The 15,026-nt window shown below is 54.5% G+C and carries 17 protein-coding genes; 5 read left to right on the forward strand and 12 right to left on the reverse strand.

What is annotated here, in order from left to right; genetic code table 11:
- Window positions 1-71: 71 nt before the first annotated feature.
- Window positions 72-1,484 (forward strand): type I glutamate--ammonia ligase, encoded by a 1,413-nt coding sequence (glnA, locus tag EUU23_RS08505; protein ID WP_160353728.1) that lies wholly within the window; start codon window positions 72-74, stop codon window positions 1,482-1,484.
- 369 nt (window positions 1,485-1,853) lie between these two features.
- On the opposite strand, the gene EUU23_RS08510 is transcribed toward glnA, so the two are convergent.
- The 4 genes from EUU23_RS08510 to EUU23_RS08525 all read right to left on the reverse strand — a co-directional run bounded on the left by EUU23_RS08510 (window position 1,854) and on the right by EUU23_RS08525 (window position 4,501).
- Window positions 1,854-2,306: an ExbD/TolR family protein gene (locus tag EUU23_RS08510; protein WP_160353729.1), complete on the reverse strand. Its 453-nt coding sequence runs from the start codon at window positions 2,304-2,306 to the stop codon at window positions 1,854-1,856.
- A 21-nt stretch (window positions 2,307-2,327) separates the two neighbouring features.
- Window positions 2,328-2,870 carry an ExbD/TolR family protein gene (locus tag EUU23_RS08515; protein WP_160353730.1) on the reverse strand — a complete coding sequence of 181 codons (543 nt, stop codon included), beginning with the start codon at window positions 2,868-2,870 and terminating at the stop codon, window positions 2,328-2,330.
- Window positions 2,871-2,960: 90 nt separating this feature from the next.
- Window positions 2,961-3,725 carry a MotA/TolQ/ExbB proton channel family protein gene (locus EUU23_RS08520; RefSeq protein WP_160353731.1) on the reverse strand — a complete coding sequence of 255 codons (765 nt, stop codon included), beginning with the start codon at window positions 3,723-3,725 and terminating at the stop codon, window positions 2,961-2,963.
- Window positions 3,726-3,805: 80 nt separating this feature from the next.
- Complete coding sequence (locus tag EUU23_RS08525) at window positions 3,806-4,501, reverse strand: energy transducer TonB (protein ID WP_160353732.1); 696 nt, start codon at window positions 4,499-4,501, stop codon at window positions 3,806-3,808.
- Window positions 4,502-4,756: 255 nt separating this feature from the next.
- Here EUU23_RS08525 and EUU23_RS08530 point away from each other — a divergent pair, with 255 nt between their 5' ends.
- A complete protein-coding gene (locus EUU23_RS08530) occupies window positions 4,757-5,611 on the forward strand; it encodes a hypothetical protein (protein ID WP_160353733.1) in 855 nt (284 codons plus the stop codon).
- Window positions 5,612-5,626: 15 nt separating this feature from the next.
- On the opposite strand, the gene egtD is transcribed toward EUU23_RS08530, so the two are convergent.
- From egtD to gluQRS, 5 genes are read right to left on the reverse strand one after another with little or no spacing between them, the layout of a single operon-like run.
- A complete protein-coding gene (egtD, locus tag EUU23_RS08535; protein ID WP_160353734.1) occupies window positions 5,627-6,592 on the reverse strand; it encodes an L-histidine N(alpha)-methyltransferase in 966 nt (321 codons plus the stop codon).
- A complete protein-coding gene (gene egtB, locus EUU23_RS08540) occupies window positions 6,585-7,823 on the reverse strand; it encodes an ergothioneine biosynthesis protein EgtB (protein WP_343032704.1) in 1,239 nt (412 codons plus the stop codon). Before egtB ends, egtD begins: the two co-directional genes overlap by 8 nt.
- A complete protein-coding gene (locus EUU23_RS08545) occupies window positions 7,820-8,401 on the reverse strand; it encodes a cob(I)yrinic acid a,c-diamide adenosyltransferase (RefSeq protein ID WP_160353736.1) in 582 nt (193 codons plus the stop codon). Before EUU23_RS08545 ends, egtB begins: the two co-directional genes overlap by 4 nt.
- Window positions 8,402-8,419: 18 nt before the next feature.
- Complete coding sequence (locus tag EUU23_RS08550) at window positions 8,420-8,647, reverse strand: HIG1 domain-containing protein (protein ID WP_160353737.1); 228 nt, start codon at window positions 8,645-8,647, stop codon at window positions 8,420-8,422.
- Window positions 8,648-8,687: 40 nt separating this feature from the next.
- Window positions 8,688-9,572 (reverse strand): tRNA glutamyl-Q(34) synthetase GluQRS, encoded by an 885-nt coding sequence (gluQRS, locus tag EUU23_RS08555; protein ID WP_160353738.1) that lies wholly within the window; start codon window positions 9,570-9,572, stop codon window positions 8,688-8,690.
- Between the two features lie 119 nt (window positions 9,573-9,691).
- Here gluQRS and EUU23_RS08560 point away from each other — a divergent pair, with 119 nt between their 5' ends.
- A complete protein-coding gene (locus tag EUU23_RS08560) occupies window positions 9,692-10,276 on the forward strand; it encodes an HNH endonuclease (RefSeq protein WP_160353739.1) in 585 nt (194 codons plus the stop codon).
- A gap of 113 nt (window positions 10,277-10,389) precedes the next feature.
- Here EUU23_RS08560 and EUU23_RS08565 read toward each other — a convergent pair whose 3' ends face one another.
- Together EUU23_RS08565 and EUU23_RS08570 are read right to left on the reverse strand one after the other, a co-directional pair.
- Window positions 10,390-10,929, reverse strand: coding sequence for a (2Fe-2S)-binding protein (locus EUU23_RS08565; RefSeq protein ID WP_160353740.1), 540 nt, complete (start codon window positions 10,927-10,929; stop codon window positions 10,390-10,392).
- A 191-nt stretch (window positions 10,930-11,120) separates the two neighbouring features.
- On the reverse strand, window positions 11,121-11,885 hold the full coding sequence (locus EUU23_RS08570; RefSeq protein ID WP_160353741.1) for a class II aldolase/adducin family protein: 765 nt from the start codon (window positions 11,883-11,885) through the stop codon (window positions 11,121-11,123).
- 225 nt (window positions 11,886-12,110) lie between these two features.
- On the opposite strand from EUU23_RS08570, the gene rpsU reads away from it, so the two are divergent.
- Entirely contained in the window at window positions 12,111-12,317 is a 207-nt protein-coding gene (rpsU, locus tag EUU23_RS08575; RefSeq protein WP_125231027.1) for a 30S ribosomal protein S21, read from the forward strand.
- A gap of 112 nt (window positions 12,318-12,429) precedes the next feature.
- Window positions 12,430-13,059, forward strand: a complete 630-nt coding sequence (locus tag EUU23_RS08580; protein ID WP_160353742.1) for an FKBP-type peptidyl-prolyl cis-trans isomerase — start codon at window positions 12,430-12,432, stop codon at window positions 13,057-13,059.
- A gap of 32 nt (window positions 13,060-13,091) precedes the next feature.
- Here the strand turns inward: EUU23_RS08580 and EUU23_RS08585 are convergent, their stop codons facing one another.
- Window positions 13,092-14,615, reverse strand: coding sequence for a fumarate hydratase (locus tag EUU23_RS08585; RefSeq protein ID WP_160353743.1), 1,524 nt, complete (start codon window positions 14,613-14,615; stop codon window positions 13,092-13,094).
- Window positions 14,616-15,026 lie beyond the last annotated feature (411 nt).

Here is a 15,026-nt window from a genome sequence, read left to right on the forward strand (position 1 = left end):
CATAAACAATCAACGACACCCTCCCCTAACCCCTCCCGCGGGCGGGAGGGGAACTAAAGAAGGAAAGCAACATGGGCACGAGCGCCAAGGATATTATCAAACGTATCAAGGAAGAAGAGATCGAATGGGTCGATGTCCGCTTCACCGACCCCAAGGGCAAGTGGCAGCATCTGACCATGTGCTCGGGCGTGATTGGCGAAGACGAGCTGGAAGACGGTCTGATGTTCGACGGTTCGTCGATCGAAGGCTGGAAAGCCATCAACGAATCCGACATGATCCTGAAGCCCGACCTCGACGCGGTTTATGTCGATCCATTCTCGGCAACGCCGATGATGATAATCTTCTGCGACATCGTCGAGCCATCGACCGGTGAACTCTACAGCCGTGACCCGCGTTCGACCGCCAAGCGCGCCGAAGCCTATCTGAAGACCACAGGCATTGGCGACACCGTCTATGTCGGTCCCGAAGCCGAATTCTTCATGTTCGACGATGTGCGTTTCGAAAACAGCTACAACACATCCTATTACAAGATCGACGATATTGAATTGCCCACCAATAGCGGCACGAAATATGACAGCGGGAATATGGGCCACCGCCCACGCGCCAAGGGCGGTTACTTCCCCGTTGCGCCCGTTGACAGCTGCGTGGATATCCGTGGCGAGATGGTATCGACCATGCTCGAAATGGGCCTGCCATGCGACAAGCACCACCATGAAGTGGCCGCAGCCCAGCATGAGCTTGGCCTCACCTTCGGCACGCTGACGCAGACCGCCGACCGGATGCAGATCTACAAATATGTCGTACATCAGGTTGCCCATGCCTATGGCAAGACTGCGACCTTCATGCCGAAGCCGATCAAGGAAGATAATGGTTCGGGTATGCATACCCACCTGTCGATCTGGAACGGCAAGACGCCTTTGTTCGCAGGCGATGGCTATGCCGGTCTGTCGGAAATGTGCCTCTATTTCATCGGCGGCATCATCAAGCATGCCAAGTCGGTGAACGCTTTCACCAACCCCACGACCAACAGCTACAAGCGTCTGGTCCCGGGCTATGAAGCACCCGTTCTGCTCGCTTATTCCGCGCGCAACCGCTCGGCATCGTGCCGCATTCCTTATGGTGCAGGTGCCAAAGCCAAGCGCGTGGAAGTCCGCTTCCCCGACGCGATGGCCAACCCCTATCTCGCTTATGCGGCGCTGTTCATGGCAGGCCTCGACGGCATCCAGAACAAGATCCATCCCGGCGAAGCCATGGACAAGAATCTTTATGATCTGCCGCCTGCCGAACTGGCTGAAGTGCCGACCGTTTGCGGTTCCTTGCGCGAAGCCTTGGAAAGCCTGGCTGCGGACCATGACTATCTGCTCAAGGGTGATGTGTTCTCCAAGGACCAGATCGATGCCTATATCGACCTCAAGATGGAAGACGTCGCCCGTTGGGAAATGACGCCTTCGCCGGTCGAGTTTGACATGTATTACAGCTACTGATCGAACGCATCCGATCGATAGCTGAAGGCCCGGTGGTTGGGGGACCGCCGGGCCTTTTTGTGCTTTCGGCAAGGGCTGCTTGCAATGTAGGATTTGAATTGAAACAACGAATAGCGACCTGATGCAATTGCTCGCTCTTTGAACTTGTTGATATTCAATGTGTGAATTCACCGCGCAAAATGCCAAGCGCTTCGCGGTCGGCATGGGCGAACGCCCAAACCGTTCCTGCGAACCTTTGATGCCTTTATGTGAACCGGCGGAACATTTGCCTTAAGCCTCGAACTTTACGACGCTGCACATAGGAACGAAAAAAGGTGGCGCCTCTCGGTGCCACCTTTTCGTGTCGATTATGCTTTATATTGTGACGAACTACCGCCCGTCACGGGCAGCTTTGCCAAAGACGCTATATTGTTCGTTACCGACAAATCCGAATTTGGAAATACCGCTGATTTTAACCACAACCAGTGTTTTATCCACCGTATCATAAGGTGCCGTCGACGCAGGCTGAAACTGAAGCTCAGGCTCCGGAGTCATAGATTTCGTTTGCTTCAGATACTGCCCTACCTGCTGCAATGTTACCGGTGTACCGTTCCATTGGATGGTGCTGTCGGGCAAAATAATAATTTTGTTCACAACTGGATCCACCAAATCCTCAGGTGGAGGATTAACATTTTGCTGTGGAAGGTCGATATTTACGGCGTGTGAAACCGGGGGGATGGTGATCATCAGCATGATGAGGAGAACGAGCATGACGTCGATCAACGGCGTCGTGTTCATTTCCATCATCGGCTCGCCATCATCTTTACCGCCACTCATTGCCATGATGATTGCTCCTTTAAAATTTTACTGCACATTCGCATTTTCGAACGGCGATGAAATGAAGCCAACACGTGAGAAGCCGGACATCTGCATGGTGAAAATTGCACCACCAATGCAGCGATAAGGCGTGTTGATATCACCGCGAATGTGCGCCTCTGGCAACATATCTGGTTCAATTTGACCAGCAGCCAAAGCTTCTTCACCGCCCAGTTTTTCAAACTCGGCTTTCAAGTGATCTGTTGCACGCTTCACCAATTCCGTCGAATTTATTGGTGTTACGTTCCAATAGATACGGCATTCCCCATTCGGGTTCGCACCTTCATAAGCAGGGTCTCCGGGATCGCGCCCAGCTACATCGGTTGTCGTCACCGACAGCAACACGTTTTCACGTTTTGCCTTTGTGGGCTCAAACTTCACGACAGGAATATCCATTTTCACCGTCTGGATAGCGACCGGAATTGCGATGAGGAACACGATGAGGAGCACCAGCATGACGTCGACGAGCGGCGTCGTGTTGATGTCAGACATTGGCGTGTCATTGCCGCCGCCTCCTGAACTGATTGCCATTGGCCAATCCTCTCTTAATAAATTGGGTCAGAATCGAGAGCCGGAAAATCCAGCATATGGGCCGCGCAAAAGCGCAGCCCAAACCCAATCTTACTTCTTTACGGCGCCAGCAGGAGCAGGCTTACCAGCCTGCATCGGTGCCGTAACAGCGGGCTTAACGCGACCACCCGAAGAGATATAACCCAATACATCGTTCGAGAATGTTGCAAGGCTGCGGGCGATCGACTTGTTGCGGGCCTGAAGCCAGTTGTAAGCAAGAACAGCAGGAACAGCGACGAACAGACCAATTGCGGTCATGATCAGTGCTTCACCAACCGGACCTGCGATCTTGCCAATGTCGGCCTGACCGGCGATGCCGATTTTGATCAGTGCCGAATAAATGCCGATAACCGTACCAAGCAGGCCGACAAATGGTGCGGTAGCACCCACGGTTGCCAGGAATGGCAGGCCACTCGACAGCTTGTTGTTGATCGACTCTTCCGAACGGGCCATCGCGCCGTGCAGCCAGTCATGTGCTTCAACCGGATCGGTCAACAGGCTGTGCTGCTTCTGTGCTTCGATGCCATCGTCAACGACCTGACGAAATGCGCTATTCTTGTCTAACTTTGCAGCGCCTTCTTCCAGCGTTGCGGCACGCCAGAACTGAGCGCGTACTTGCTTGGCCTGATTCAGTACCTTCTGTTGTTCAAACAATTTTGTAAACATGATATAGAAAGAGAAGACAGACATGATAACCATCACCGAGAAAATCGCGATAGAGATCGGGCCGCCTTCCTTAAGGGCGGGGATAAGGCCGAACTGGGCGGCGGCCTCTGGAGCTGCGGCACCGGCCGCCGTTAGGAACAAAATCGACATTTTAACTACCTCTCAAAAAAATTTACGTTGCTAGCAAAAAGGTACGGTAAGAAGCCTACTCCCAGGCCGTACCATAGAATTTATTTCGGTATCTGCCACCTTACACGATTGGAATAGGTCCCCGTCGTGGGATTGCCATTATTATCCAGCGCTGGATCGAAGCGTGCACGACGCGTAACGTTAGAACAGGTAGCCTGATCCAGGTCTGGATGGCCGCTGGATGATGTTATTTGGCAATCGGTTACTCGACCATTAGGACCTATAGTCACCCTAAACCCAGTCGTCCCTTCACGCTCCTGCTGCAAAGCTCGCGATGGGTAATCGTTGGTGTTTGCCCAATTGCCCGGGTTGCCTCGCGCCTTAGCGCCTTGAGACTTATCCACAGGTTTTTGAGGGCACAACGAGGTATTCGCAGCCCTTGAACCATCCCAACAGCCAACTGAAGTATCAACTGGATCTGCTTTTTGAGTAAAATCAGGCTTCTCTTCGGTCGGCCTAGCCTGAACAGGATTATTTGTCGGTGCCTGAAAAGGAGGCTGCGGGGCCGTAATCGGGGGAGGCTCTATCTGCTGCTCAGGCTCTGGCGGCGGCGGCTCCTCTTCTTTTGGTTTTTCTTCCTTCACATCGACCACGGTCATTTTTTCCTTGATGGCAATAACCGCATCATATGCGAGGCCTGTCACCAAGGCATAACCGAGGAAAGCGTGAAGAAGGACAACAATGATGATCGAAACCAAGCGGTTCGTACTCATCCCATCTTGATCAGCATATGCCATGCGGAAACAACTCTCCTACCTTCAAAACTAATAAAGCATATGGCCGCACGTTTGAAAATGCGCCCGATATACCCCCGCGAAATCGAAAACATTATGTTTTTTAACTTCGATTCATCGAAGCTTTAGCCAAGCCTATCAGGCCTAGCAACACGGATTCTGCGATTCAGACGCGATTCATGAACAGCGCTTTCTTATGGCACAGAACAGATATAGACCAAAGTCGCGACTATTGCTGATGTTCGAAAGGGAATTTGAATGAATGTTTCTACGCTAAAAACAGCAATTGCCGCCATAATGCTGGGATTTGGAAGCGCGGGTAACGCCCAGACAAGCGTGTCGATACCATCTTCTTTAGCCGTACAATCCGAATCCGCCAGTTATGCCGATATCGCTGATTTGGTCGTAATTTCACCGTTAATTGTAGATGCTAACATCAAAAATTTACGCAAAATCCCCCCAGCTCAGGCAATTGGCGTGCCGGAAAATCTGCAACGGATGTTGGTTGAGGCCGACATTGTGGCCTTGATTCGCGGTCAGGAAGGCGTGAATCCGAAGATTCGATTTCTGCTCGATGTCCCTAAAGATGCGAAGGGGAAAATACCGAAACTGAAAAAGCAGCGACTATTTCTGATGGGGAGTATCGTTGCTGGCCGTCCCGGCGAAATTCGCCTTTCACGGCCCAACGCCCTTGTCCAATGGAGCGCGGCGAATGACATATTAGTGCGCGCAATAACGAAAGAGGCTGTTCAAATCGACGCTCCTGCAAGAATTACTGGTATATCAAGTGCCTTTTACAGCGCAGGTACGGTGATAGGCGAAGGTGAAACGCAGATTTTCCTGAAGACCGACAGGGAGCAACCCTTGTCACTTTCGGTTTTGAGTCGACCGGGGGAAAAAAAGCGGTGGGCCGTTTCTACAGCGGAAGTCATAGACGAATCGGCGACGGCACCTGCAAAATTCTCGTTGCTTTGGTACCGGCTGGCCTGCGGGTTGCCGCCCACATTATCCGCCGAACTGGTCGAGGCAGCGGGTGGTGAATATGTGGCACAGGCACAGGCGGACTATATGTTCATCCTCGACTCTCTTGGTCCTTGCGGCCGCAAAAGATAGTCCAAGACCGGATATCTAAGGTGCGGTTTGGATTGGGGCAGCTTCGGCAAGTACCAGCGTAAACCAATCTTCAGGGTCAGAATATTCCGCCACCGGGGTCCAGCAACCGGATCGAAGTAAAAGACGTAAGCTCCGCAGGTCATATTTGTGGCTGTTCTCGGTATGGATGCTGTCCCCTTCATCGAAGGAAAAGTCCACGCCCGCGACCGAAAAACGAATGTCGCGGTTGCAGCGCAGGTGCATCTCCACCCTCGCTTCCAAGTCATTCCACACAATCTGGTGCAAAAAGGCGTCAACGGGGATGTCACCACCGAGTTCCCTGTTGATGCGATGCAAGAGGTTCAGGTTGAATGCCGCAGTCACCCCCGCTGCGTCATCATAGGCCGGCACAAGAACATCGGCCGATTTAATGCGATCAAAGCCGATGAGCAATTTTGCGCCTTCGCCCAAAGTCGCGCGCATATGTCGCAGAAGATCGACCCCGCTGCGTGGAACAAAGTTTCCGATCGTCGAGCCGGGGAAAAATCCGAGGATATTTGTATAAGCGATGTTATCTGGCAAAACCATGGTTTGCGTGAAATCCGCTTCAACCGGAATTATATTCAAGTCGGGAAAACGCGATTGTAAAACAGTGGCCGAATTGCGAAGATAATCCCCGGAAATATCGACAGGAACATAGAATTCCGGATCTATGGCTTCCAGCAATAATGGCGTTTTGGTGGCGCTTCCTGCACCAAATTCAATGACTGCTCCGCCAGAGGCGATTTGCTCCGCCAATGCGTCCTTGCAATTTTTAAGCAAAGCGGTTTCGTTGCGTGTCGGATAATATTCCGGCAGCCGGGTAATCTCGTCAAATAGGGTTGATCCGCGCTCGTCATAAAACCACCGCGCCGGAATAGCGCGACGCGGGCCGCGCAACCCTTCGAGGACGTCTGCAAGAAATTGAGGGTCCGCACGGGAGAGCAAAGCGGTCTCAGACATTTTTGGCCAATCGTAATCCGGTAAATTGCCAGCGTTGATGCGGATAGAAAAAATTTCGGTAACTGGCCCGTACATGGCCGCGCGGCGTGGCACAGCTGCCGCCGCGCAGGACAAACTGACCGCTCATAAACTTGCCATTATATTCGCCCACCGCACCCGCGGCTGCGCGAAATCCGGGATAAGGCCGATAAGCGCTACCCGTCCATTGCCAGACATTTCCGAAGGGATTGCTACACCCAGCTACTTTGGGCCGCACCGGTCCCGGCCTATCGAGCAGATGTCCCTCGCCAGAAGGAAAGGACGCAGCAGCGACCTCCCATTCGGCCTCGGTTGGCAGGCGGGCGTTGGCCCAGCTTGCATAGGCATCCGCTTCATAAAGGCTGATATGCGTGACAGGGGCCGACAGGTCGACTGCCCGCAAACCGTCAAGCCCGAAACTCAACCATTGCCCGTCGCTATTCTGCTGCCAATATAAAGGCGCCGCGATGCCTTCGCGCTGGACCCAGGACCAGCCGTCTGACAACCATAGATGCGGGTCACTATATCCACCATCATTCATGAAGTACATCCATTCTGCGTTGGACACTGTTCGTTCGCAAAGCGCAAAAGGTTGCAGATAAACCTCATGGCGCGGGCCTTCACAATCAAATGCAAATCCGGCGCCTTCAAAGCCAATCGACTGAAGCCCCCACGGCCCTTCGCGCCAGCCCGCCCCGTCTTCTCGAAAAATCGCAGCGTCCCCGATAATGGGCGTTGGCCAATAGGCCGGGTAAATCGGGTTCTGGGCAAATAAGTGTAATATATCGGTCAGAAGCAGTTCCTGATGCTGTTGCTCGTGCTGGATACCCAACTCGACCAATTGCAATGCTGTTTCGGGAAGATTGTTCCAATGCGCCTCAATTGCGCTTTCAACATGGGTTCGATAATCCAGTATCTGGCCAAGGGATGGGCGGGTTATCAAACCGCGTGCCGCCCGGGTATGGCGGGCACCTTCGGCTTCATAATAGCTGTTGAACAGATAGGCGAAATTATCGTCAAAGGCGCGATATTGTGGCACATGATCCCGAAGAACGAAACTTTCGAGAAACCAGGTGACATGCGCCAAATGCCATTTGGCAGGAGACGTGTCGGGCATAGACTGCACCGTCGCATCCGCATCTGAAAGGGGGGTGGTTAGATCGACGGTCAATTTGCGCGTCGCAAAAAACCGGTCCTTTAAGCCGACCGTCACCGGGACCCGCCCGGCACCCACAAAATGTCTCCGCCGCGCGTTGCATTGATCAAACGGCAAAGCACGAACAGATAGTCCGACAGCCGATTCAGATATTGAATCGCTTGTGGATTGATGCTGACCAATTGTGCCGCAGCCACCAGTGCGCGTTCGGCGCGCCGCGAAATCGTCCGGGCCATGTGCATTTGCGCCGCAGCCTTGCTACCTCCCGGTAGAATGAAGCTTGTTAGCGGAGAGAGCTGCTCATTGGCTGCATCGATCGCAGATTCCAGCCAAGCGACCTGATCGGCAACGATCCGTAATTCCATGGCGGAGGGCTCAAAAGTCTGTCCCGGCGTGGCGACATCAGCACCCAGATCGAACAGGTCATTCTGAATACGGCGAAGGCCCGCGACCAACGCAGTCTGTCCTTCATCGGCCTCCAGGAGGCATAGCGCGAAGCCTAAGGCGCTATTTGCCTCATCAATTTCTCCGATCGCGTGGAGCCGCAGATCGGATTTGGATATGCGCGATCCGTCGACCAGACCCGTGGTGCCATCATCACCCGTGCGGGTGTATATTTTATTGAGTTTGACCATTGTAAATGGGCCGATCGCTTATTGCGAACCGGCCACGAGCAGCAGCACAACCAGAAGCATTACCGTGATTGCTTGCCATTTAACGCGCGCGAACATCATTTTATTCTGCAAAGCCAGAGATTGGGGAATTCCATCCTTGTCCAATTCGGTCGGGCGCATGTTGGCGAACGCGTGTAAACCGCGGATAAGTGCGAATGCAACCGCACCTGCACCTGCGATAACAAGGAGTACCAGCACTATCGTCATTGTTCGAACCCCTTATTTTGTTAATTCGGCTGAAGCTTATTTAGGTATCAGACATCGAAATGCCAAGGGGCAGAACCCCCCGCCGCAAATTATTGATGAGGAGCCGGCCGTCGCCTCCGGCCAGCCTTTGAATCGAAAGGGCTGGCGCAGATTTGCTTTTGGAAAGCTTTTGCCCCTCATCGTCGAGAAACAGCGGATGATGCCAGTAAAACGGCTCCGGAAAGTCCAACAGAAGCTGCAGCAAGCGGTGGATCGCCGTATAGGCAAAAAGGTCGCGGCCGCGCACGACATGGCTGATCCCGGCGCGCGCATCATCGACCGTCGCGGCCAGATGATAGGATGCAGGCGCATCCTTTCGCCACAGCACGACATCGCCAAATTGCATCGGGTCGGCAATTTGATCGCCCGCGGCCAAATCACGCCAGCGCAAAAGCCCGGCCAGCGCGACCGCCTTGGCCATATCGATCCGCCAGCTAAATCCGCTTTTCGCCTCGACCGACCGGTGACGGCAGGTCCCCGGATATTGCGGGCCATCGGGCCCGTGTGGCACTGGCGTCCGTTTCAATGCCGCCGATATCTCGCCTCGCGTACAGGTGCATTTATACAGCAATTCAAGTGCATGCAGCTTTTCCAGCGCGGCTTCATAATGCGCGATATTGGCGGATTGATATTGCACCGGCGCATCGGGTTGCAAATCGAGCCAGGCCAGATCAGCCAGAATTGCTTCACTATGTTCAGGCCGGCTGCGGGTTCCGTCGATATCTTCGATGCGGACAAGAAATTCGCCATCATGGGCATGGGCAAAATCATGCGCGCACAGCGCAGAAAAGGCGTGCCCCAGATGCAACGCTCCATTGGGGCTCGGCGCGAACCGGGTACGTATTGCGACCCGCTGCTTATTTTCGAATTGCGGTAGAAATACCATATTATGTGCTTTTGCCCTCTTGACGTCACAATATGTGCAAATAGGTTGGCAAATGTCAAAATGCTGTAACGCTCCTAGGCTTAAAGCATGTATGACAACAGGGGGAGAAGGTTTGACTTATGTTGCATACCGGAACGTTCGAAGCGGCAGGCAGGGCAAGGCATCCGGAAAACTGTCCGTCGCTTGTCCTCAATGCCGATTATACGCCGCTTAGCTATTATCCGCTAAGCCTTTGGCCGTGGCAGACCGCGATCAAGGCGGTTTTTCTGGACAAGGTCGACGTCGTTTCCAGCTATGACCGCCACGTCCACAGCCCAAGCCTTGATATCAAGATCCCGTCCGTCATCGCCCTTCGCCAATATGTCAAACCGTCGGAATATCCTGCTTTCACCCGCTTCAACCTGTTCCTGCGGGACAAGTTTGAATGCCAATATTGCGGTTCAGGCGATAATCTGACGTTCGACCATGTTGTCCCGCGTCGCCTGGGCGGCATCACAAGCTGGGAAAATGTCACGACGGCCTGCCTGTCGTGCAACCTGAAAAAGGGTGGCCGCACGCCCAAGCAGGCGCATATGCAACTCAATATGGCCGCAATCCGGCCGACGAGCTGGCAATTACAGGATCGCGGCCGCGCATTCCCGCCCAATCATCTGCACGAAACATGGCACGACTGGCTCTATTGGGATATCGAGCTGGAGGGATGAGTCCCCAGCGCCTATGGGTCCCGAAAATTCAGACCGCCGCGCCGCCCTCTTAAAAACCTTCGCGTCTTTGCGGGAAATAAATGGCGATCAGCACGCGCAAGGGGACGGTCCACTTACTCCGTCACGGTCAGCGCTGGCACCGCCCGTGCCGCATCCTCCGGCGTAATCCCGGGTGGCGGGGCGGCGGCGATGCGTTCTTCGCCGCGCATCACCCGGCCTGCACGTTTTATCGCATCACGAAGGCGTGGATAGACACCGCAACGGCACAAATTGGTGATGGCCATATTGATTTCTTCATCGGTCGGGTTGCTGCTTTTCTTGAGCAGAACCGATGCTGTCATGATGATGCCGGGAATGCAGAAACCGCATTGCGGCACATTGCCCGCAACAAAAGCCTGTTGCAATGGATGGCTGCGGTCGCGGCTCAACCCTTCGATGGTCGTGACAAAGCGCCCTTCCGCTTCGGCAATGGTAACGAGGCAGGACCGGATCGCCTCACCATCAATCTCCACCATGCATGCGCCGCAGTCGCCAGTGCCGCACCCATATTTGGTGCCCGTCAGGTTCGATGCATCGCGCAACGCCCAAAGCAGCGGCGTTTGCGGGTCCATTTTATATTGGACCGGGCGGTCATTAACGGTGAATTTGGTCATAGCGCCGGTGCGGCCGGAGGAAGGGTGTGAAAAAACGGCATGATATTATGTTACCCTCCCCTAACCCCTCCCGCAAGCGGGAGGGGGAACTTTGATTTCATCAACTCCCCTCCCGCGTGCGGGAGGGGCTGGGGTAGGGTGTCGCGCTCCCCTCCCGCTTGCGGGAGGGGTTGGGGGAGGGTCAGACTCATTCAGTCGCGCCAGCTTTTGTCGATCCGGTCGACCTTGCGGACCATTGCGTCAAATTCAACCCGGCCGGAACCGCCGGGGGGCGATGCCATGTAAAGGTCGCGTTGATGCACCGCGATGACCTCATCCGATACCGTGATTGGTTGGCCCATTTGCATCGTCGCCATTTGATGTTCGCACGCCCGTTGCAGCGCCCAATATTTGATGAATGCGTCAGGCAAGGTTTTGCCCATCACGACAGGCCCATGATTACGCAGCATCAAAATCCGCTTGTCGCCCAGATGTTCGACCAGACGCACACCCTCTTCTTCACGTACCGTCACGCCTTCAAAGTCATGATAGGCCAATTGCCCCATGAAGTTGCAGGCATAGAAATTCACCGGCTGCAACCCGCCTTCGAGTGAACATACGGCCACCGTGGCGGTCGTATGGGTGTGGATGATGGCATGGGCGTCGGGCAATGTGCGGTGGAACAGGCTGTGCTGGACAAATCCGGCCTTGTTCACATGCCACGGATTATCGACATCCAGCTTGTTCCCGTCGATATCGATTTTAATCAGGCTGGATGCGGTGATTTCACCAAAATGCATCCCATAAGGATTGATAAGGAAGGCGCCTTCCTCATCCGGTACTTTTACGGTGATGTGATTGAAAACCAGCTCGTCCCAACCGAACATCGCAAATATCCGGTAACATGCGGCAAGTTCCTGCCGCGCGGTCCATTCAGCCTCGCTATATTTGCTATTTGCGTTTAGCTGCGTCGCCATTGGTCCATCCTCTCTCTCGATTCCTTTTGTGCGTTATAGGATGAAATGAAACAGGGAATGGGCCAAGTCCAGCCATTTCCGCCTGTTTATACTTGAATTATCTGAAAAGCGAAGCTAAGGCGCGCCTCAATACGCCGCAGCTGTGTTGCGGCATTTTTCATTTTTACCGCATTTTTGGCCTGTTTTCCGCCAATTGTGCCGATTCGATTCGGAGTGAAGTTTTTTATGCAAATCATGGTTCGCGATAACAATGTTGACCAAGCCCTACGCGCGCTGAAAAAGAAGTTGCAGCGTGAAGGCGTGTATCGCGAAATGAAGCTTCGTCGCCATTTCGAAAAGCCTTCGGAAAAGCGCGCTCGTGAAAAGGCTGCTGCTGTCCGTCGCGCCCGCAAGATGGAGCGCAAGCAGCAAGAACGTGACGGCGCGAAATAGGCGCGGCACATATTGAGCAGGGAAAGCGCCACACAGGCGCTTTTTTTGTGTCTGGAAACCGCGTCAAATTCTGCTAGTCAGCGCACAACTTCTCGCGATCAGGAAAATCTCTATGTCCGTCACAGCCGTCCCCATCTTGCCGATTAAAAAAGGGTCATTGACCAAATTATGGATCGGCGTTGCTCTGGTGCTGGCTGCCGGTGGTGGTCTGGCATATTGGGGAACGGGCGATGTACGCGAAGAATTTGGCGATGTCGTCACGACCGAATCGGGTTTGCGCTACAAAATCCTGAAGGCAGGCGAAGGCAAATCGCCGACCGATACGGATGTTGTGCTGGTAAAATATACCGGCCGCCTGAAAGATGGAAAGATTTTTGACCAGAACCCGCAGGCGGCCATGCCAGTCAACGGCGTGGTTCCCGGATTTTCCGAAGGCCTGAAGATCATGCAGCGCGGCGGGCAATACCGGCTGTGGATTCCGGCAAGCCTTGGCTATGGCCCTGAAGACCAGCGTAACCCCCAAACCGGCGAAGTCGCCATTCCCGGCGGGAGCGAACTGATTTTTGACGTCGACCTGCTCGAATATAAATCCCGCGCCGAAGTCGATGCGATGCAGCGCCAGATGCAGGAAATGCAAAAACAACAAGGCGGTGCCCCGGCCGGCGGACAAGCAAGCGGCGCACCCCAAGGCCTGCCACCCGAAATCCAGGCCCAAATCGACGCGCAGATGCAGGGGCAATGAGACAGTAGCCTGCTTGCCAGCCTGTTCGGAGGCTAAACCCCCGCCAATAATCCTTCGTCCTTGATCCGCTTCTGCCAAAAGGCAGGCGCTAGCTGGTGTACATTATTGCCGTCGCTATCGACCGCGACCGTCACCGGGAAATCCTGCACGTCAAATTCGTAGATCGCCTCCATGCCGAGGTCTTCAAAACCGACGACCTTGCTGCCCTTGATGGCACGCGCAACCAGATAGGCCGCACCGCCCACAGCCATCAGATAAGCGCTTTTATGCTTGGCAATCGCCTGCGTGGCCGCCGGACCACGCTCGGCCTTGCCGACGCAAGCGAGCAGGCCCTGTTCCAGCATCATGCCCATGAACTTGTCCATGCGGGTCGCCGTGGTGGGGCCGGCGGGGCCGACAATTTCTTCGCCGACCGGGTCAACAGGACCGACATAATAGATCATTCGCCCCTTGAAACTGACCGGCAGCTCCTCACCTTTCGCCAGCATATCGGCTATCCGCTTGTGCGCCGCATCGCGTCCGGTCAGCATCTTGCCATTGAGCAACAGCCGGTCACCCTGTTTCCAGCCCTGCACATCGGCAGCCGTCAGCGTGTCGAGATCGACGCGTTTCGCGGCCACATCGGGTTTCCAGTCCACCTTTGGCCATTCGTCGAGCTTCGGTGCTTCCAGATAGGCCGGTCCCGACCCATCGAGCGTGAAATGCGCGTGGCGGGTAGCGGCGCAATTGGGAATCATCGCCACAGGCTTGCCCGCCGCATGGCAGGGCGCATCCATGATTTTCACGTCCAATATCGTCGACAGCCCGCCAAGCCCCTGCGCGCCGATACCCAGCGCATTGACCTTGTCGAATATCTCGATCCGCATGGCTTCAATGTCATTTTGGGGGCCGCGCGCCTTTAACGGTCCCATGTTGATCGGTTCCATCAGCGCCTGTTTGGCGAGCAGCATGCAATGCTCCGCAGTGCCGCCTATGCCGATGCCGAGCATGCCGGGCGGGCACCAGCCAGCGCCCATCTGGGGCAGCATTTCGACCAACCAGTCGACAATATTGTCCGATGGATTCATCATCTTGAACTTCGACTTGTTTTCGCTGCCGCCGCCTTTCGCCGCGACATCGACGCTGACCTTACCGCCGGGAACCATTTCGACGTGCAGCACACACGGCGTGTTGTCCCTGGTATTGCGACGGGTGAAGGCCGGGTCTGCCAACACGGATGCGCGCAGCTTGTTATCCGGGTGCAGATAGGCGCGGCGCACCCCTTCATCGACGACATCCTGCAAGGATTTCGACGAATCATCGAACCGGCAATCCATGCCCCATTTGATGAAGACATTGACGATGCCCGTGTCCTGGCAAATCGGGCGATGCCCTTCGGCGCACATGCGGCTGTTGGTCAGGATCTGGGCAATGGCATCTTTCGCCGCAGGTGACTGTTCCGCGTCATAAGCATCGCCCAGCGCGCGGATATAATCCATCGGGTGAAAATAGCTGATATATTGCAACGCATCGGCGACGCTTTCGATCAGATCGCCCTGGCGGATTTCTACAGTCATGAATGGACCCCGTTCTATTGTCATACACTCGACTGCCCGTAACGCCGGCACCGGCAGTTTCAACTGAATAGGCCCGAAAACCGGAAAAATTTTATTGTCGCAATTTTCCATCTTGCGCGCAAAAAAATGCCTAGCAGATCCACGCGTCGCTCCCCTTCGACCCCACAGGGGGTACGACGAATGGAATCACATTAGCGACGAATGGAATGGTAAATTTACCATTTACCCTCTTGCGTCTGAAAATGATTGAGGCACTATAGGTAGCGGTTGGCCTTGGGGGGCATTACCACAGATTGTGCTTACAGCTGCGGAACATGATTCCGCCGGCGGGGGATATTTTTCCGTCGATAAGCTGGGGACAAGTTAAATTTAGTCCCCTTTAAGGTCCAAAAAATGCTAAGTGGGGCTTTC

Origin of the sequence: Sphingorhabdus profundilacus (assembly GCF_009769755.1) — a bacterium.
In the GTDB taxonomy this organism is placed as follows: domain Bacteria; phylum Pseudomonadota; class Alphaproteobacteria; order Sphingomonadales; family Sphingomonadaceae; genus Sphingorhabdus_B; species Sphingorhabdus_B profundilacus.

Excerpts from the sequence above, each read along its gene's own strand:
- glnA (WP_160353728.1), top strand. The coding sequence starts at position 72 with ATGGGCACGAGCGCCAAGGATATTATCAAACGTATCAAGGAAGAAGAG.
- EUU23_RS08510 (WP_160353729.1), bottom strand. The coding sequence starts at position 2,306 with ATGGCAATGAGTGGCGGTAAAGATGATGGCGAGCCGATGATGGAAATG.
- EUU23_RS08515 (WP_160353730.1), bottom strand. The coding sequence starts at position 2,870 with ATGGCAATCAGTTCAGGAGGCGGCGGCAATGACACGCCAATGTCTGAC.
- EUU23_RS08520 (WP_160353731.1), bottom strand. The coding sequence starts at position 3,725 with ATGTCGATTTTGTTCCTAACGGCGGCCGGTGCCGCAGCTCCAGAGGCC.
- EUU23_RS08525 (WP_160353732.1), bottom strand. The coding sequence starts at position 4,501 with ATGGCATATGCTGATCAAGATGGGATGAGTACGAACCGCTTGGTTTCG.
- EUU23_RS08530 (WP_160353733.1), top strand. The coding sequence starts at position 4,757 with ATGAATGTTTCTACGCTAAAAACAGCAATTGCCGCCATAATGCTGGGA.
- egtD (WP_160353734.1), bottom strand. The coding sequence starts at position 6,592 with ATGTCTGAGACCGCTTTGCTCTCCCGTGCGGACCCTCAATTTCTTGCA.
- EUU23_RS08545 (WP_160353736.1), bottom strand. The coding sequence starts at position 8,401 with ATGGTCAAACTCAATAAAATATACACCCGCACGGGTGATGATGGCACC.
- EUU23_RS08550 (WP_160353737.1), bottom strand. The coding sequence starts at position 8,647 with ATGACGATAGTGCTGGTACTCCTTGTTATCGCAGGTGCAGGTGCGGTT.
- gluQRS (WP_160353738.1), bottom strand. The coding sequence starts at position 9,572 with ATGGTATTTCTACCGCAATTCGAAAATAAGCAGCGGGTCGCAATACGT.
- EUU23_RS08560 (WP_160353739.1), top strand. The coding sequence starts at position 9,692 with ATGTTGCATACCGGAACGTTCGAAGCGGCAGGCAGGGCAAGGCATCCG.
- EUU23_RS08565 (WP_160353740.1), bottom strand. The coding sequence starts at position 10,929 with ATGACCAAATTCACCGTTAATGACCGCCCGGTCCAATATAAAATGGAC.
- EUU23_RS08570 (WP_160353741.1), bottom strand. The coding sequence starts at position 11,885 with ATGGCGACGCAGCTAAACGCAAATAGCAAATATAGCGAGGCTGAATGG.
- rpsU (WP_125231027.1), top strand. The coding sequence starts at position 12,111 with ATGCAAATCATGGTTCGCGATAACAATGTTGACCAAGCCCTACGCGCG.
- EUU23_RS08580 (WP_160353742.1), top strand. The coding sequence starts at position 12,430 with ATGTCCGTCACAGCCGTCCCCATCTTGCCGATTAAAAAAGGGTCATTG.
- EUU23_RS08585 (WP_160353743.1), bottom strand. The coding sequence starts at position 14,615 with ATGACTGTAGAAATCCGCCAGGGCGATCTGATCGAAAGCGTCGCCGAT.